Origin of the sequence: Nonomuraea sp. KM90 (genome assembly GCF_052246675.1) — a bacterium.
Classification (GTDB): Bacteria; Actinomycetota; Actinomycetes; order Streptosporangiales; family Streptosporangiaceae; genus Nonomuraea.
Genome location: NZ_JBQQCB010000029.1, coordinates 1 through 17,440, shown reverse-complemented (window position 1 = coordinate 17,440; position 17,440 = coordinate 1). Strand labels below are relative to the sequence as shown.

At 72.1% G+C, this 17,440-nt stretch carries 17 protein-coding genes; 3 read left to right on the top strand and 14 right to left on the bottom strand.

What is annotated here, in order from left to right:
• Positions 1-53 precede the first annotated feature (53 nt).
• Both ACTWPW_RS27010 and ACTWPW_RS27005 read left to right on the top strand, forming a co-directional pair.
• Entirely contained in the window at positions 54-959 is a 906-nt protein-coding gene (locus ACTWPW_RS27010; protein ID WP_375115312.1) for a DNA-processing protein DprA, read from the top strand.
• A 173-nt stretch (positions 960-1,132) separates the two neighbouring features.
• A complete protein-coding gene (locus tag ACTWPW_RS27005) occupies positions 1,133-1,777 on the top strand; it encodes a hypothetical protein (protein WP_443170268.1) in 645 nt (214 codons plus the stop codon).
• A 4-nt stretch (positions 1,778-1,781) separates the two neighbouring features.
• On the opposite strand, the gene ACTWPW_RS27000 is transcribed toward ACTWPW_RS27005, so the two are convergent.
• The 9 genes from ACTWPW_RS27000 to ACTWPW_RS26960 all read right to left on the bottom strand — a co-directional run bounded on the left by ACTWPW_RS27000 (position 1,782) and on the right by ACTWPW_RS26960 (position 10,487).
• Complete coding sequence (locus ACTWPW_RS27000) at positions 1,782-3,098, bottom strand: NADH-quinone oxidoreductase subunit N (RefSeq protein WP_443170267.1); 1,317 nt, start codon at positions 3,096-3,098, stop codon at positions 1,782-1,784.
• Positions 3,095-4,564 (bottom strand): complex I subunit 4 family protein, encoded by a 1,470-nt coding sequence (locus ACTWPW_RS26995; protein WP_443170266.1) that lies wholly within the window; start codon positions 4,562-4,564, stop codon positions 3,095-3,097. The genes ACTWPW_RS27000 and ACTWPW_RS26995 overlap by 4 nt, the downstream gene beginning before the upstream one ends.
• A complete protein-coding gene (locus ACTWPW_RS26990; protein WP_443170265.1) occupies positions 4,561-6,444 on the bottom strand; it encodes an NADH-quinone oxidoreductase subunit 5 family protein in 1,884 nt (627 codons plus the stop codon). The genes ACTWPW_RS26995 and ACTWPW_RS26990 overlap by 4 nt, the downstream gene beginning before the upstream one ends.
• Positions 6,441-6,746 (bottom strand): NADH-quinone oxidoreductase subunit NuoK, encoded by a 306-nt coding sequence (nuoK, locus tag ACTWPW_RS26985; RefSeq protein ID WP_443170264.1) that lies wholly within the window; start codon positions 6,744-6,746, stop codon positions 6,441-6,443. Before nuoK ends, ACTWPW_RS26990 begins: the two co-directional genes overlap by 4 nt.
• Complete coding sequence (locus tag ACTWPW_RS26980) at positions 6,743-7,240, bottom strand: NADH-quinone oxidoreductase subunit J (RefSeq protein ID WP_443170263.1); 498 nt, start codon at positions 7,238-7,240, stop codon at positions 6,743-6,745. The genes nuoK and ACTWPW_RS26980 overlap by 4 nt, the downstream gene beginning before the upstream one ends.
• Positions 7,237-8,127: an NADH-quinone oxidoreductase subunit H gene (locus ACTWPW_RS26975; RefSeq protein WP_443170262.1), complete on the bottom strand. Its 891-nt coding sequence runs from the start codon at positions 8,125-8,127 to the stop codon at positions 7,237-7,239. The genes ACTWPW_RS26980 and ACTWPW_RS26975 overlap by 4 nt, the downstream gene beginning before the upstream one ends.
• Positions 8,128-8,168: 41 nt before the next feature.
• The gene (locus tag ACTWPW_RS26970) at positions 8,169-9,314 is read right to left on the bottom strand and encodes a hypothetical protein (RefSeq protein ID WP_443170261.1); all 1,146 of its coding nucleotides are present in this window, start codon (positions 9,312-9,314) and stop codon (positions 8,169-8,171) included.
• On the bottom strand, positions 9,311-9,649 hold the full coding sequence (locus ACTWPW_RS26965; RefSeq protein WP_375115321.1) for an NADH-quinone oxidoreductase subunit A: 339 nt from the start codon (positions 9,647-9,649) through the stop codon (positions 9,311-9,313). The genes ACTWPW_RS26970 and ACTWPW_RS26965 overlap by 4 nt, the downstream gene beginning before the upstream one ends.
• 97 nt (positions 9,650-9,746) lie before the next feature.
• The gene (locus ACTWPW_RS26960; protein ID WP_375115322.1) at positions 9,747-10,487 is read right to left on the bottom strand and encodes a hypothetical protein; all 741 of its coding nucleotides are present in this window, start codon (positions 10,485-10,487) and stop codon (positions 9,747-9,749) included.
• A 152-nt stretch (positions 10,488-10,639) separates the two neighbouring features.
• On the opposite strand from ACTWPW_RS26960, the gene ACTWPW_RS26955 reads away from it, so the two are divergent.
• Positions 10,640-10,885, top strand: a complete 246-nt coding sequence (locus ACTWPW_RS26955) for a hypothetical protein (RefSeq protein ID WP_375115323.1) — start codon at positions 10,640-10,642, stop codon at positions 10,883-10,885.
• A 204-nt stretch (positions 10,886-11,089) separates the two neighbouring features.
• On the opposite strand, the gene ACTWPW_RS26950 is transcribed toward ACTWPW_RS26955, so the two are convergent.
• From ACTWPW_RS26950 to ACTWPW_RS26930, 5 genes are all read right to left on the bottom strand, one after another.
• A complete protein-coding gene (locus ACTWPW_RS26950; RefSeq protein ID WP_364125359.1) occupies positions 11,090-11,659 on the bottom strand; it encodes a YybH family protein in 570 nt (189 codons plus the stop codon).
• Between the two features lie 438 nt (positions 11,660-12,097).
• Positions 12,098-12,445, bottom strand: coding sequence for a nitrite reductase small subunit NirD (gene nirD / locus ACTWPW_RS26945; RefSeq protein ID WP_375115324.1), 348 nt, complete (start codon positions 12,443-12,445; stop codon positions 12,098-12,100).
• On the bottom strand, positions 12,442-14,871 hold the full coding sequence (nirB, locus tag ACTWPW_RS26940; RefSeq protein WP_443170260.1) for a nitrite reductase large subunit NirB: 2,430 nt from the start codon (positions 14,869-14,871) through the stop codon (positions 12,442-12,444). Before nirB ends, nirD begins: the two co-directional genes overlap by 4 nt.
• Positions 14,868-16,262, bottom strand: coding sequence for an FAD-dependent oxidoreductase (locus ACTWPW_RS26935; RefSeq protein WP_375115326.1), 1,395 nt, complete (start codon positions 16,260-16,262; stop codon positions 14,868-14,870). The genes nirB and ACTWPW_RS26935 overlap by 4 nt, the downstream gene beginning before the upstream one ends.
• Positions 16,259-17,440, bottom strand: a 1,182-nt coding sequence (locus ACTWPW_RS26930) for a molybdopterin oxidoreductase family protein (RefSeq protein ID WP_443170259.1), incomplete at its 5' end; no start/stop codon positions are given. The genes ACTWPW_RS26930 and ACTWPW_RS26935, both read right to left, overlap by 4 nt.

The following is a 17,440-nucleotide window of genomic DNA, read 5'->3' as shown; positions in this document are numbered from 1 at the left end:
TGTGTTCGATGTCCAGGATGACGTGAGACAGGTCGAGACACTAGGCTGGTGATGTGGGCCGGTGGGACGACAGGGAGCGCGCCGCGTTGGTGGCGCTACTTCGGCACACCTCCACGGAGAAGGGCGAGCGCGAGCTCGTCCAGCGACTCGCCGATGAAGCATCGCCGGTGACGGTGCTGCGCGAGCACCTGGCGCCCGTCGACCTGTTCTCGGATCCCGTGGATGAGGCTATCGCCAGAGCCACGGAGGAGATCACGTCCTGCGAACGGGACGGCATCCAGGTGATCACCCTGGGCGATGATCATTACCCACACCGCCTCCGCGACGTGTTCGACCGGCCCCCGCTGCTCTTCGCCCGTGGGGCGGTCCGCGCTGAGGACGACGGGGTGGCGGTGGTCGGCTCCAGAGCGGTCTCATCAGAAGGCCGGGCCATCACGGCCGAGTTGGCCACGCGACTCGTGGAGCGTGGCCTCACCGTGGTCTCGGGCCTGGCCGCCGGCGTCGACACGGCCGCACATCAGGCCGCACTCCGCGCGGGCGGCCGAACGGTGGCCGTCATAGGTACGGGGATCCGCAAACATTTTCCCCCCGAAAATCGCGATCTTCATCGGGAGGTCGCGGAGCAAGGGACGGTGTTCTCTCAGTTCTGGCCGGACAGAGCACCGGACAAGACGACGTTCCCGCTGCGCAACGGCACGATGTCGGGCTACAGTTTGGCGACGATCATCGTCGAGGCCGGTGAGCGGAGCGGGACCCGCATCCAGGCGCGCAAGGCGGTGGAACACGGCCGGCCCGTGATCCTGATGCGCTCCGTGCTCGACCGCACCGAGTGGGGACGGGTCACGGCGGGCAAGCCCGACGTCCACGTGGCTCAGGACACCCACGAGGCGATGGCCATCGTCGATGACCTGCTGGACCGTCCCAAGCAGCTTGAGAGTTTCCTTTCGGGGATTGGCTGACTCCATTGTCGGAGACATCACCGGCGCTCCGGCAGATGATTCGTGAGCGGCTTGGCGCGGTCATGTCGAACCCTCTCCGCATACCGAATGTCACGTGCGACATCTGCACAGGTCCCGTCTCCCCGCAATACAGGCGGTGCTACCGCTGCAACGTGGATGCCAGCCGAGGACAAGTGCCCGTCGCGGGCCGGGTCGTCCCGTTGAGCTATGCCATTGTGGGCACCCAGGCGGACCGGGACATGTACCGGTACAAAGATCCGATGCCCGAAGCCCAGCGGCTCCGCAATCCCTCTTACCAGCGGTTACTTCTTCTCCTTCTGGGATTTTCCCGTACCCACGCGTCGTGTCTCGATGTCGTGGCCGCCAGGCCCGTCACAGGCGTGACGACGGTTCCCTCGCTTCGGGGACGTACTGGCACCCATCCTCTCGCCACGCTGGCAGCCGTCCTTCCAGATCGCTGGGCCCGGCTGAGGCTCGAAGCCGCTCCTGACATTCCGGAGGCGCAGCGACGAGAGGCTCGGCCCGAGCACTTCATCGTGCCTGATCCTGCGACAGTGGCAGGCAGGCACATCGGCGTGCTGAAGGACACCTGGGTCCAGGGCGGGCACGCGCAGTCCGCAGCCGCCGCGCTCCTGCTCGGGGGAGCCGCGGAAGTGACCATCGTGGTCATCGCACGCCGCATCCGCACCGACTTCCAGCGATCGCTCGTGGAAGCCTCCCTGCAGCGAATTCTCACCGACCGCGAATATTCCGTGGACGTCTGCCCCGTCACGGGTGACGGCTGCCGCTCGCCGTTACCTCCTCGGCCCACACCGTAGGCCGTCATGCGATGAGCAGGACGACGCCGGCGGCTATTCCCAGCGCGAGAGAACCTGCCGCGGCCACGAGGGCGACCGCGCCCGTCCGGCTCTCCCCGGCTCCGCCCTCCTGGGCGAACACCGGCCGGATCCAGCGCAGGTAGTAGAAAACGCTGGCCACCGTGTTGGCGGCCGCCAGGACCGCGAGCCAGGCGTATCCCCCGTCCCAGGCTGCCGCGAACATCAGCAGCTTGCCGGCGAAGACGGCCGTCGGCGGGGTTCCGACGAGCCCCAGCAGGCACACGACCAGGGCGAAGGCCGTCCACGGCGACCGCCTGGCCAGCCCGGCGTAGTCGGCCAGGGTGTCCGTGCCCGCCGTGACCACGACGGCGAAGGCGCCCAGGTTCGTGATCGCGTACGCGGCCAGGTAGAACAGCAGCGCCGGCTCCGCCAGGTCCGTACGCCCGGCCACGGCCACCGGGACCAGCAGGTAGCCGGCCTGGCTGACCGTCGAGTACGCCAGCAGGCGGCGCACGTTGTCCTGGTGGAAGGCGGCCAGGTTGCCCAGCGTCATCGTGGCCGCCGCGACGACCGCGATCAGCGCGGGCTCGTCGAACACCCCGGACGCCAGCCGGTACAGAGCCGCCAGCGCCCCGATCTTGGGCACTGTCGTGACGAACGCCGCCACCGGCCGCGACGCACCCTCCGCCACGTCGGGCACCCAGAAGTGGGCGGGCACCCCGCCGGCCTTGAACAGCAGCCCGGCCAGCAGCAGGACCGCCGCCACGGCGGGGGCGCGGGTCTCGGGGTAGGCGGTGGCGCCGGAGGAGCCGTACGCGATCGTGACGCCGGCCAGCATGAGCACGCCGAGGAAGGCGCCCATCAGGTAGTACTTGAGCGCCGCCTCGGTGCCCGGCGCGTCCTTGGCGAAACCGGCCAGCGCGTACGCGGGAATGCTCGCCAGCAGGTACGCCGCCACGAGCACGAGCAGGTCCCCTGCCCCCGCCATGGCGATCGTGCCGAGGGCGGCCAGCGCGACCAGCGTGTAGAGCTCGCTCTCGCGCGCGTTCGCCCTGGCCCGGCCGGCAGCCAGGCAGATGACGAGGATGGTGGCGAGGGAGACGGTGAGGCGGGTGACGTTCGTGACGCGGTCCACGACGTACCCGTCGAACGCCATCGTCTCGGGATTCATCGTGGTCGCGGCGGCCGCGCCGGCCAGTGCCACCCCGTTGGTCCAGGCCACCACGCGCTGGCGATCCCGCGCCACGAACAGGCCCGTGACCAGCCCGGCCACCGCGCCCGCCAGGATCAGCAGCTCGGGAAGCAGCGCCAGAAGGCTCATCGGCCGGCCAGCGTCACGACGGCCTGGGCGGCGGGCTCGATCAGGTCGAGCAGCCAGCGCGGTGCGATGCCGATGACCAGCGACAGGGCCAGCAGCGGGGCGATCGCGGCCGACTCGTGCGGGCGCAGGTCGGCGACCCGGCCGGTCAGCTCGCCCGGCTCGCCGAGGAAGGCCCGGTGCAGCATCCGCAGCAGCAGGGCCGCCGTGATGAGGATGCCGGTGAGGGAGACCGCGCCCGCGACCACGGCGCCCGCCCCGATGACGCCGGTGAAAATTTGAAATTCGGCGATAAATCCGGAAAAGCCGGGAAGGCCCAGCGAGGCGAACGCCGCCATCGCCGTCAGCCCGCTCAGGACCGGCGCCTTGCCGGCGATCCCGCCATATTTACCGATCTGGTAGCTCCCGGCCCGGTCCCACAGGACGCCGGAGATCAGGAACAGCGCGCCGGTGATGAGACCGTGGCTGACCATCTGCGTGACGGCCCCGCTGACCGCCAGCTCCCGCGCCGCCCGGCCGCCGCTCAGCCCGGCCGCGCCGAGGGCCAGGACGATGTAGCCCATGTGGTTCACGGAGGTGTAGGCGATCAGGCGTTTCAGGTTCTCCTGGGCGAGGGCGACCAGGGCGCCGTACAGGACGCTGAGGACCCCGATCGCGATGACCACCCAGGCGTACGCCCGCCACTGCCCCGGCAGCATGGGCACGGCGATGCGCGCCAGGCCGTACGTGCCCATCTTCAGCAGCACCCCGGCCAGGATCGCCGAGCCGGCGGCGGGCGCGTCGGTGTGGGCGGGCGGCAGCCAGGTGTGCACGGGCACCACCGGCGTCTTCACCGCGAGCCCGATCCCCACGGCGAGCAGCACCGCCGCGCCGGCCGGCGGCGGGTTCGCGATCAGGTCGGCCATGTCGAACGTGTGCGGCTCGGCGGCGAGGTAGAGGCCGATGAAGCCGAGCAGCAGCGCCAGCGAGCCGAGGAACGTGTACAGGAAGAACTTCAGCCCCGACCGCGCCCGGTCCCCGTGCCCCCAGCCGACGATCACGAAGTACATGCCGACGATCGCCAGATCGAAGAAGACGAAGAACAGCAGCAGGTCGAGCGCCGCGAACACGCCGAGGCAGACGGTCTGCAGGAACAGGAACAGCGCCGCGTACGCCCGGGGCCGGTGGGTCTCGCCGAGCGAGTAGACGGCGCAGAGGAGGAACAGCAGCGAGGTCATCGCGATCAGCGGGAGCGACAGGCCGTCCACCCCGACGTGGTAGCCGGCGCCGACGGAGGGGATCCAGCGCAGCCTGATCTCGTACGCGATGCCGCCGCCGTACCCGGCCCACATGGCGACGACCAGGGCCAGGTCGGCGGCGGTGGCGGCGATCCAGATCCATGTGGCCGCCCGCGCGCCGAGCCGGGGCAGGGCCAGGAGCGCGGCGGCGGCCGCCAGGGGCAGGAAGATCACGATGGAGAGCACGCTCACCTCAGGATGGCGAATGCGACGGCCAGCACGATCAGCGCGACGGCCGCCTGGGCGAAGTAGAGGTGTACCTGGCCGGTCTGCGGGCGCCGGGCCAGCGCGCCGAGGCGGCCGGCCGTGGCGGCGACCGCCCGTACGGCGCCGTCCAGCCCGGCCTCGAACGGGGCCCTGACGATCCGGGCGGCGCCCAGGCCCGCGCGGGGCACCGCCGCCACGGCGGCGTCGACCGCCCGGTCGTCGAACGCCCCGGCCGCCCCCGCCACCGCCCTGCCCGCCCGGGCGGCACCGTGCACGCCCGCGTCCAGCACCCGGTCGTCGAACCGGGCGAGCGTCCGGGCCAGCGCCATGACCGGCCGCGCGACGAGCACCACGGCCGCCCGCTCCAGACCCAGCCACCCGCCGAGCACCCCGCCCGCCCGCCGCGCCGGGACGACGACCGTACCGGGCCGGATCAGGATCACGGCGGCCACCACGGCGAGCGCCAGGCCGCCGGACAGCGCAAGGCCGCCGATCGTGGGCGCGGCCGCGCCGGGATCGCCGACCAGCCGCCCCCACGCCTCGAACACCCCGGGCACCCCCACCACCCCAAGCCCGGCGGCGGCCAGGGCGAGCACCGGCATCGGCGCCCGCTCCCACCCCGTCACCGCCCGACCGGGCGGGCGACCGCCGGCAGGCCGCCCCCAGACCGCGACCAGCGCCCTGGCCGAGTACGCGGCGGCCAGCAGCGCGGCCACGAGCAGCACCGCGTACAGCCCGGGCTCCCGCACCGCCCCCAGGATCGTGTCCTTGGTCACCCACAGCGACAGCGGCGGCACCCCCGCCAGCGCCACCGCCCCCACCCCGAACGCCACCCCCACCACCGGATACCGCCGTCCCGCCCCACCCAGCCCGCGCAACTCCTCCGTCCCGAGCGCCGACAGCCAGGCCCCGGCCCCGAGGAAGAGCAGGCTCTTGACGGCGGCGTGCGCGACGAGGTGCACGACACCCCCGGCGACGGCCGGCAGCCCCGCCGCCACCACCATGAACCCGAGCTGCGCACACGTGGAGGCGGCCAGGAGCTGCTTGAGATCGCGCTGCGCGACCGCGACGGCCCCGAGCAGCAGCGCCGTCAGCGCCCCCGCCCAGGTCACCACGGCCTCCGCCCACCCGGTGGCGGCGAGCAGCGGCTGCACCCGCAGCAGCAGGTACGCCCCCGCCGCCACCATCGTCGCCGAATGCAGCAGCGCGGACACCGGGCTGGGCCCGGCCATCGCCCGCGACAACCAGAACGAGAACGGCAGCTGTGCCGACTTCCCCAGCGCCGCCAGCACGATCCCGCCCGCCACCAGATCCCGCCACGGAGCCTGCGGCAGCCCCGACAGCAGGAGGGCACCGCCCCCTGCCATGGCCGCCCCGGCCGCGAAATAGAGCCCCAAATCCCCGGCCCGGGTGGTGAGGAAGGCGACGGTGCCGGACCGGACCCGTCCCGGTTCGTGCCACCAGTAGCCGATGAGCGCGTACGACATGGCGCCCATGACCTCCCACCCCATCAGCAGCAGCAGGAGGTCCGTGGCCGTGACCGTCACCAGCATCGCGCCCAGGAAGATCAGCATGAGCCCGTGGAACCTGGCCTCCCGCAGCTCCCCCGCCGCGAAGACCAGCACGGCCAGCCCGGCCGCCGCCACCGTGATCACCATGACGGCCGACAGCCCGTCCACGGCCAGCCCCTCCTGGAGGAGCAGCCGGGTGGTCACGGCGGGCCTGGTCACGGCCGCGTGCGCGGCCAGCGCCAGCGTCAGCGCGGCCACGGGGATCGCCACGGCCCGGCCCGCCCGCCGTACGAGCAGGAGGGCGCCGCCCGCGCCGATGGGCAGCAGGGGCAGGAGCCACAGGAGAGCGCTCACCCTCTGAGGTCTCCGGCGTCGTCGGTCATGTCCACGTCGCGCGCGCGGAAGATCGCGGTGGTGACCGCGAAGCCCATGGCCATCTCGAGCGCCATGACCGTGACGGCGACCAGCACGAGGACCTGGCCGTCGGCGGTCTGGGGCGCGACGAAGTACCAGAAGGCGCCGCCGGCCACGATCAGCCCGTTGATCATGAGTTCGAGGCCCATCATGAGCATGACGATGGACTGCTGGGACAGGGCGCCGTACAGGCCGACGGAGAACAGCGCGGCGGCCAGCAGGAGGAAGGCTTCGAGCGTCATCGGTCGTACCGCCCCCGGTGGGTCGCCAGCACGACGGTGGAGATCATGGTCGCCAGGATGGCCACACCGATGACCATCATCACGAGCATCTTCGGTCCCATGATCGACAGGCCGAGCGCGCGTGTGGGGTCGGCGGGCGGCCGCCCCTTCCGCTCGGGCCAGGGGGACAGGAACACCCCCGCGGCCAGCAGCACGAAGACGGCCCCCGCGATCAGCGCGGCGCCCCGGGGGTTGTGCACCATCTTCATGGGGGTCAACCCGCCCGGGTTCATCATGTACATGATCATGAAGACCGCCATGACCAGCATCTCCATGACCATCATCAGGATCACCAGCACGCCCACGTAGTGCAGATCGACCAGCAGCAGCGTCCCGCCCACGGCCAGCAGCGAGGCCAGCAGCGCGAACGTGGCCCGCGCCATCGAGTCGACCACGAAGACGGCCACGCCGCTCGCCACGGCGAGGACGGCGAGCACCCAGAAGGCCACGCTCACGGGAGCACCACGATTCCGACGACCAGCGTCTGCACGAGCGCGAGCGGGATCAGCACCACCCACGCGAACTCGGTGAACCGATCCATCCGTACGGCCGGGACCCGGTGCTTGACCAGCACCAACACGCACAACACGGCCACGGTCTTGATCGCCGCCCACGCCCAGCCGGGCAGCACCGGCCCCGCGCCGCCGCCCAGGAACAACGGCACCGCGGCGGCGGCCACGACGATCAGCAGCGCGTACCGGCCGATCGTGAACAACAACCGGTCGGCCCCCGCCAGCTCCGCGGGCACCCCGCCGGCCACGTCCCGGCCCAGCGGCTGCCCCAGGGGACCCCAGAACGCCATCGCCGCCGCCGAGATCAGGTAGACCACGAACGCGACGGGCATCCACACCACGAACCACAGCTCCCGCTGAGCCGCCACCACGTCCCCGATCCGCAACGACCCCGCACCCAGCGCCACCGTGATCAGCGCGAACATGTGCGGCAGCTCGTAGCTCAGCCCCTGCACCAGGAACCGGTAGCCGCCGATCAGCGGGTACACGGAGTTGACCCCCCACCCGACCAGCCACAGGGCACCCCAGACGCACACCTCCATGGCGTTGAACCAGACGATCCCGACACTCGTGTCGAGCACGGGCGCCTCGCCGACGGGCAGCACGACGGCGGCCAGGAGGGCGGCGAGGAGCAGGGCGACGATGCCGGTACGGACGAGCAGACCATCGGGTACGAGCGTGCGCCGCCGCCGCTGCGTCACCAACCGCGCCACCTCCCCCAACGGCACCCCCATGGCACCACGCCACGCCCCGCCCAGGCCGGCATCGAGCGCGGCGGCCACCCACCCGAGCCCCACCAGCCCGAGCACCAGCCCCACCGCCTCACCCACGGCGCACGCCTACGTGCTCACCCACACGCTCACTAACGTGCTCACTCACTGGACACCGCCGACCCGGCGGGCAACTGCTCGACGTCCGGATCGAGGCTCGCCACGACCAACCGCCCCACGGCCAGCTCGGCCCCGGCGAGCAGCTCCGGCAACATCGAAAGCGCCGCCACGGACGTGGACCCATCGAAGTGTCCGGCCGCCCCCGCGGGCGCGCGCCCGTCCAGGGCGTCGAGAGCGGCCCCGGCCGAGTCCAGCCACCGATACGCCCGATCGAGCACGTCCCCGCGCATCCATCCCGGCCCGCCCTCGACCACCCCCGCCCCCCGAAGCATCCAGCGCAGCACCCGGGACCGCCGCACCCGCCGGGAGAACCGCTCGTAGTCGCGTCTCACCGAGGCGGCGGAGGAGCCCGCGAGCAGCCGGTCCCGGAGCGACCGGGCGTCCCTGGCCGCCGCGGGCCACCCGGCGACGCCGAGCAGCCGCCCGAGGCTGTCCAGGCGAGCCGCCGCCGCCCGCCGCCCCGCCTCCTCGCGGCGCACCCCGCCCGCCCGCCGCCAGGGCTCGTCCCAGAACCCCACGCCACCGGGGCGGCCCGGCGGTACGACCCGTACGACGGCCTCCTGGATCACATCTCCCTGCAGCACGGTCTCGACCACGAGCCCGGCGGGCCAGTCGGCCAGCACGGGCCCCAGCGGCACGTGCAGCCGATCCAGCTTCAGCCCGTCCCGATCCGGCCCGCGCTCCGCCGTACCCACCCCACCGGCCGCCCCCATGTGCCCGTCGCCGCCGTGCGTCCGATCACCCGGCGGCCCCGCAGGTCGGTCGCCCCCCGCCACACTCGACATCCCCGCAGGACGGTCGGCGTCCTGGGCCCGTTCGTCGCCCAGCACCTCGACGGCCGTGTCCAAGGCGGCGGCGACCTCGCTCTCCGACACGTCCGGCGCCAGCTCGGCCAGTGCCCGGGGCCCCGGCATGTCGTCCCAGACGGTGCCGACGGCCGCCGCCATCTCGTCCCCGGGAGTCCCGCACACCACCAGCACCCCCGCCTCGGCCGGGGCCCGCGCCGCCGGCCACCCCCGCCGCCCGGCCTCGGCCTCGGCGAGCAAGCGGGCCCGGGTCCCGTACGGGCATCCCACGACCAGAATCCGCGGCCGGACGGCGGCCCGCCGCAGCAACCACCCGCTCACACCCACCGGAACGCCCCCTCCCGCCAGGCGTAGAGCACCCCCACCAGCAACAACGCCAGGAACGCGAACATCTCCACCACCGCCATGGCCCCCACCTCGGCCACCACGACCGCCCACGGGTACATGAAGATCATCTCCATGTCGAAGGCGAGGAAGATCAGCGTCACCGCGTACCACCGCACGTGGAACCGGGACAGCGCGTGCTCCCTGGGCCGCGCCCCCGACAGGAAGGGCCCCGCCCGCACCACCCCCCGGGGCGCGAGAAAGGCGGACACGGCATAGACCCCGGCGACCCCCACGGCGAGCAGCGCCACGAGCCCCAGCACCGCACCCATCAACCCCACCCCCGACGCGAGACCGAGAGCCGGGGTGCGCCCCGACGGGTGCCGCTCGGGAAAACGGCGTCGCGGGCGCACCCCGGCGGTCTGCCCCCTACCCAGAAATGACGATGGTGTCCTCCTTCTCGTCAACCGGCGGATCGGGCTCGTCGTCCCTCCGCCGCGTCAGGAGCCGGAGCGCCGCCACCGCCAGCACCGCCCCGCCGATGGCGGCGAGCAGCAGCGTGTACGCGGGCACCCCACCGGCCTCCTCGACCCGCGCCGAAGAAGCCTGCGCCTCCGCCGGGGTCGAAGCCGCTGCCGCTGCCGACGCCGGGGCCGACACCGGAGGAGCCGACGCCTGTGCCGGCGCAGCCGCCGCCGTGCCGGGCTCGAAGCCGGGCGGGCGCACGTCGCCCCAGTGGTTCTTGGCGCCCTCGACAGGCCCCGCCACCAGGTCAGGAGGCACGGGGTTGATCCGCAGCGAGCCGGGAACGGTGAGCGTCCCCACCTCGTACGGCCGGAACCACCCCTGTAGGCCCTCCACCTTCCACACGCCCTCGGGCACCACCACGGACGTCGCGTAGTGGGCGGCCTCGGGCAGGGCCGTCCCCTCGAACGTCACGCTCTCGCCGTCCGCCCGCGTGAGCCGCAGCCCGACGGGGTCCAGCTTGCCCACGAACGGGTGGGTGCCGTGCTGCAGCACCCAGAACCCCAGCGCGTACGACTGACCGGCCTCGAACCGGGACGGCGGCGGATCCAGGTACGTCACCGCCCACCCGCCGGCGGCCGCGGCCGGGACGGCTCCGGCGGCCAGCGCCACCGCCGCGGCCAGCGCGACAAGGATCTTCCTCATGAGACCACCTCCGGTCTACATACACCGGTGGCCGGGCCCAGGTTCTCGGGCGCCGCGCGAAAGGTGCGACATTTCCCGATACGGCGCGCACAATAGAGGCAGCGCAATGAAGGCAGAAGCGAGAATTCGGGAGGAGCGAGGAGGCTTGCGCCGTGTCCGCCGCCGGCCGCGAATATCTGACCGCGATGCTCGACGTGCTCGTTTACGAGAACGTATTGGTCGCGTGGCGACGAATGCCGCTGGGCGGCTACATGATCGTCTCACACGAGGGCGAGGAGATCAGGTTGACCGCGCAACAAGCCGCGATGTGGACGCAGGGCGCCTTCGCCGTCTACCTCGCCCTGGTGGATCAGCGCCGCATCAGACCGCGCATTCCCGGCGACAACCAGCAAAATTAACCCAAGCCTCCAAAAGCCCATATTTCCGGATATGACGAGCCTTAACCGCGCGGTATACGGCTAGTTACCTCCAGCCGTTTCGACCCCGGAATGGCCGCCGGTGGCGACGGATCGGCCGGGAAGGGGGAAGACCCCCAACCCGGGAAACGCCGCCACCCCACCCCGGGAGCACCCCGATCGGGAGCTCTCAACCGCGCAGGTGCCTCATGATGCCTGGTTGTTCATGAACTGCGCGATCTTCCACTCCCCGCCGTCCCGCGTGAGCACGAACAGCTCCCGGTAGTTGTCGCCCCCCTGCTTGCTCGTCGAGCGGACGATCGCGTCGTCGCTGCCGGCCGTACGCGCCTCGTCGATGGTGTGCGTGGCCTTCCCCATGTCGTTCGCGCCCTGCAACTGCTTCTGGAACAGGGTGCGGATCGCCTGGCTGCCCTCCGCCGTGGCCTCCCCGTCCACGGCGGCGATCCCGTCGTCGGCGAACGAGCTGACGACCTGGTCCACGTTCCCCGACTTGAGGGCGTTGAAGTAGCCCTGGACGGCCGACTGCGCCTGGCCGCCGGCCCCGGTCTCGGTCGGCGTGGCCTCGCCGGTGTCCGTGGCTTCGGGAGAGGAGGTGTCGGTCTCCTCCGGTGGCATGGAGTCCATGTCGGTGGGCGTGCCGGGGCTCGCCGCCCCCTTCATCGCCTGCGTGTTGCTCCCGGCGGAGCAGCCCGCGACGAGGAGGGCGGGGACGATCGCGGCCAGCAGGAGTGCCCTGCGCTGAGAAATCTTGCTCATGACCGCTTTGATGCCCGCGTCCGTCGGCGGCGAATGCGGGGTTTAGGCACTCCGCACGACCCCTTTGCCTGGTCCGGGTATTACTCACCGTAACGGTTCACTGGAATTGGCGAGACAGGTCAGTGCCGTGATCGTTGTCGTCCCGAGACCAGCGCGAACGGGAGCGCCGATACCGTCCATCCAGTGCCGCGAACCCAGGCGAACCCCGAACCTCTCCCCCAGCGCGAGGAAGCCGAACGTTGTGACAGCGTCGAGTCCGGACGTCGATGCGTGCTTCCGGCGGCCCACCGCAGCCCACATGTCTATCCCCCGGTGGAAGCGGGCGCCGCGGAGACCCAGAGCCTAGCCTGACGTTCGCCCGCGTCGCAGCCGGTACGCGAAGAAAGACCGGGCCCCAGGCCGTACGACCCGGGGCCCGGTCCTCGCCGGAGAGTTCCGCTAGACGCCTACCTCCACCCGCTGCTCCAGGCTGACCTCCACGTGCCCGCCGGTACCCACCCGCACGGAGTAGACCGGCACCGACACGCCTCCGTCGTCCAGGCAGCGCCCCGTCACCAGCGAGAACACCTGCTTGTGCAGCGGGGAGGCGACCGTCGGCTCACCCTTCCTGGTGCCGACGATGCCGCGGGAGAGCACGTACGCCCCGCTGAAGGGGTCGAGGTTGTCCAGCGCGTACAGGTCGCCGTCGTAGGTGCGGAAGACGGCCACCTGGACGCCCTCCACCAGGGCGCAGACGCCGCGTTCCGGCGGCAGCACGTCGTAGGCGCAGATCGTCGTCCAGTTCATCGGGCCATCACCGGCTTGATCTGGCCGCGCTCGTTGCCGAACACGATCGACGGGTCGGGCATCCCGGGGGCGTTGACGAAGCTGACGAACCTGCTCAGCTTCTGCGGGTCGTCCAGCGTGGCCTGCCACTCGTCGGCGTACGTGGCGATGTGGTGCTCCATCTGCGCGTCCAGGTCGGCGCAGATGCCGAGCGAGTCTTCCATGATCACCTCGCGGAGGTAGTCGAGCCCGCCGTCCAGCGACTCGAGCCAGGCGGCGGTGCGTTGCAGCCGGTCTGCGGTGCGGATGTAGAACATCAGGAACCTGTCGATGGTCCTGATCAGCTCGTCGGTGGACAGGTCGTTGGCCAGCAGGTCGGCGTGGCGGGGCTTGAAGCCGCCGTTGCCGCCGACGTACAGGTTCCAGCCCTGCTCGGTGGCGATGATGCCGAAGTCCTTCGACCGGGCCTCGGCGCACTCGCGGGCGCAGCCGGAGACGGCCGACTTCAGCTTGTGCGGCGAGCGCAGGCCGCGGTAGCGCAGCTCCAGCGCGATCGCCATGCCCACCGAGTCCTGTACGCCGTAGCGGCACCAGGTCGAGCCCACGCACGACTTCACCGTACGCAGCGCCTTCCCGTACGCGTGCCCCGACTCGAACCCGGCGTCCACCAGCCGCCGCCAGATCTCCGGCAGCTGCTCGACCCGGGCCCCGAACAGGTCGATGCGCTGCCCGCCGGTGATCTTCGTGTAGAGGCCGAAGTCGCGGGCCACCTCGCCGATCACGATCAGCTTGTCCGGCGTGATCTCGCCGCCCGGGATGCGCGGGACCACCGAGTACGTGCCGTTCTTCTGGATGTTGGCCAGGAAGGCGTCGTTGGTGTCCTGCAGCGCGGCGCGCTCGCCCTCCAGCACGTGCCCGTTGTGCAGCGAGGCCAGGATCGAGGCCACGGCCGGCTTGCAGATGTCGCAGCCCCGGCCCTGCCCGTGCTCGGTGATGAGCTGGGAGAACGTCGTGATCTTGCGGACCCGTACGATGTCGAACAGCTCGGCCCGCGAGTACGTGAAGTGCTCGCACAGCGCCTTGCTGACCTCGACGCCCGACTTCTCCAGCAGCTGCTTGAGCATCGGCACGCAGCTGCCGCAGGTCGTGCCGGCCCGCGTGCACGCCTTGATCCCGGGCACGTCGGTGACGCCCTTGTCGGCGATGGCCGTGCGGATGTCGCCCGCGCACACGTTGTTGCACGAGCACACCTGCGCCTCGTCCGGCAGGTCGAGGCTCGCGCCGGCCCCGCTGAACAGCAGGTCCGACGGCGAGGCCGGCAGTGCCTTGCCCACGAACGGCCGCAGCGAGGTGTACGGCGAGGCGTCGCCCACGCAGATGCCGCCGAGCAGCGTCTGCGCGTCGTCGCTGATGAACAGCCTCTTGTAGACGCCGCCCACCGGGTCCATGTAGGTGACGTCGAGCGCCCCCTCCATCGCCCCGAACTGCGCCACCTCGACGCCCAGCAGCTTGAGCTTCGTGGACATGTCGGCGCCCTCGAACGTCGAGGAGCCGCCCGTGATCCGGTCGGCCGCCACCTCGGCCATCGTGTTGCACGGCCCCACGAGCCCGTACACCATGCCGCCGACCAGCGCGCACTCGCCGACCGCGTAGATCGACGGGTCGGAGGTGCGCATCCCGGGGTCGACCACGATGCCGCCCCGCTCGCCCACGTCCAGGCCCGACGACCTGGCCAGCTCGTCGCGCGGCCTGATGCCCGCGGAGAACACCACGACCTGGGCGTCCACCAGCGTCCCGTCGGGCTTGCGCAGCCCGGTCACCTGGCCCCCGCCGTCGGTGACGATCTCCTTGACGCCCGCGCCGGCGTGCACGCTCAGCCCGAGCCCCTCGATGTGCGACTTGAGCACCGAGCCGCCGCCCTCGTCCACCTGGCGCGGCATCAGCCAGGGGCTCATCTCGACGATGTGCGCCTTCAGGCCGAGCGCCCGCAGCGCGTCGGCCGCCTCCAGGCCGAGCAGGCCGCCACCGATCACGACGCCCTCCACGGCGTCCTTGGCGGCCACCCTGATCGCGTCCAGGTCCTCGATGGTGCGGTAGACGAAGGCGTGCTCGGCGCCCGGCACCGGCGGCACGAACGGGGCGGAGCCGGTGGCCAGCACGAGCACGTCGTAGGGCTCGGTGCCGCCGTCCGCCAGCGTGACCAGCCGGGCGTCCCGGTCGATGCCGGTGACCCGGGTGTTCAGCCTGGTCACGATGCCGGCGGGCACCTCGTAGGTGAGGTCCTCGGCACTGGTGCCCGACAGGTAGGAGGTCAGCGCCACCCGGTCGTACGCGGGGCGCGGCTCCTCGCCGATCACGGTCACGGTGCCGTCGAAGCCCTTGCCCGCGAGGGTCTCGACGAGCCGGTGAGCCGTCGGTCCGTACCCTACGACGACGATCCTGTTCATACGGAGACTCCTTCTTGCTCGCACAGCCAGCCGACGATGCCCTCCACGGCGTCGCGGCAGGTCCCGCATCCGGTCGTGGCCCTGGTCGCGGACGCCACCGCGGCCACGTCCCGCGCGCCGGCCTCCCAGCACGCCCTGATCTGGCCCTTCGTCACGTTGTTGCACTGGCAGACCTTGGCCGCGTCCGGCATCAGCGTCGGGCTGTCGGCCACGGGCGCCGACGACAGCCCGGGGAACAGCAGCCCGGCCCGGTCGCCCGGCAGCGGCCCGCCGCGGTCGAACAGCTGGGTGAGCGTGCCGACGGCGTCGCTCTCACCCAGCAGGATCGCGCCGACCAGCCGGCCGTCGCGGATGACGAGCTTGCGGTAGGTGCCGCGGGCGCGGTGGCTGAAGCGCACCACCTCGGCGTGCTCCTCGCCGAGCTGCGTCTCGCCCATCGCGGCCAGCTCGACGCTCTTGGCCTTGAGCCGGGTGACGAGCCGGGAGCCGCGGTAGAGCGCCTTGCCCCCGGTGATGACGTCGGCGGCCACGGACGCCTGCTCCCAGGCGGGCGCGACGAGGCCGTACACGGTGCCGTCGTGCTCGGCGCACTCTCCGATGGCGAAGATCGACGGGTCGTCGGTGCGCAGCTCGTCGTCCACGACGACGCCGCGGCGCACCTCCAGGCCCGCGTCGGCGGCCAGGCCGGTGACCGGGCGGACGCCGCAGGCCAGGACGACGAGGTCGGCCTCGATCAGCTCGCCGTCGTCGAGCCGGACGCCGCCCTCGTCCACGCCGGAGGCGCTGACGCCGGTGCGGATTTCGACGCCGAGCCCGGCCAGCGTCTCGCCGAGCACCTCGCCGGCCTCGACGTCGAGCTGGCGCTCCATGAGGTGCCCGGCCAGGTGCAGCAGCGTGACGGGCAGGCCGCGCCCGGCCAGGCCGCGGGCGGCCTCGATGCCGAGCAGGCCGCCGCCGACGACCACGGCCCTGCGGGCCCGCTCGGCCGACTGCATGATGCGCTCGCAGTCGTCGAGCGTGCGGAACGGGATGGCCCGCTCCACGCCGGGGATCGGCGGCACGATGGCGTCGCTGCCGGTGGCCAGGACCAGCAGGTCGTACGGCTCGCGCCGCCCGTCCTCGGTCACGACGTGCCGGGTCTCCCTGTCGATGTGGGCGACCGCGCTGCCGAAGGCGGCCTCCACGTTGTGCGCCTCGTACCAGGAGGCGTCGACGAGCCGCACCTGGTCGGGGCGGGAGCTGCCGGCCAGCACGTTCGACAGCAGAATCCGGTTGTAGGGCCGGCACGTCTCCGCGCCGAACACGGTGATCTTCATGTGCGGGTCACGGGTGCGCACCTCGCTGACCAGGCGTGACCCGGCCATCCCGTTGCCCACGACGACGAGCCTCATGAGTCCCTCTCCACCCTGACCGCGCAGACCTTGAACTCCGGCATCCTCGACGTCGGGTCGAGGGCCGGGTTGGTGAGCCGGTTGGCGCCCTCCCAGTGGAAGGGCATGAACACGGTGTCGCGCCTGATGGCGTCGCTGATGCGGGCGACGGCCTTGGCCTCGCCCCTCCTGCTGCTGACCCGCACGATGTCCCCGGCGGCGATGTCGAGCTGCTCGGCAAGGTCCGGGTGCAGCTCGACGAACGGCTCGGGAGCCGCCTGGACGAGTGGCGCGATCCTGCGGGTCTGGGCGCCGCTCTGGTAGTGGGCGAGCACCCGGCCGGTGCTCAGGTAGACGGGGTAGTCCTCGTCGACCTCCTCGGCCGGGGGCCGGTGCTGGACGGGCACGAACCTGGCCCGACCGTCCGGGGTGGCGAAGGAGTCGAGGAACGGCCGCGGCGTTCCCGGGTGCCGGGAGGAAGGGCCCTCGTCGGGGCAGGGCCAGAACACGCCGGTCTCGTTCGCGATGCGGTCGTAGGTGATGCCGGAGTAGTCGGCCAGGCCGCCCTGGCTGGCGCGGCGCAGCTCGTCGAACACCTCGGCCGGCTCGGTCTCGAAGCGGTGGCCGAGCCGCTCGGCCAGCCCGGCGATGACGTCCAGGTCGCTCCGGACGCCCTCGGGCGGGGTGACGGCCCGGCGGCGCAGCAGGACGCGGCCCTCCAGGTTCGTCATGGTGCCGGTCTCCTCGGCCCACTGGGTCACGGGGAAGACCACGTCGGCCAGCGCGGCGGTCTCTGACATGACGAAGTCGCAGGCCACGAGCAGGTCGAGCGCGCCGATGCGCTCGGCCACGTGCTCGGCGGCCGGGGCGGAGATGACCGGGTTGGAGCCGAACAGCAGCAGCGCCCGCGGCCCGCCCGGGGTGCCGAGGGCGTCGAGCAGCTCGTACGCCGACCGCCCGGGCCCGGGGATCTCCTCGGCCGGGATCCCCCAGATCCGGGCCATGTGCTCCCTGGCCGCCGGGTCGTCGATCTTGCGGTAGCCGGGGAGCTGGTCGGCCTTCTGCCCGTGCTCGCGGCCGCCCTGCCCGTTGCCCTGCCCGGTCACGCACCCGTAGCCGGAGCCGTGGGTGCCGGGCAGGCCCAGCGCGAGGGCCAGGTTGATGAACGCGGTGACGGTGTCGGTGCCCTTGGCGTGCTG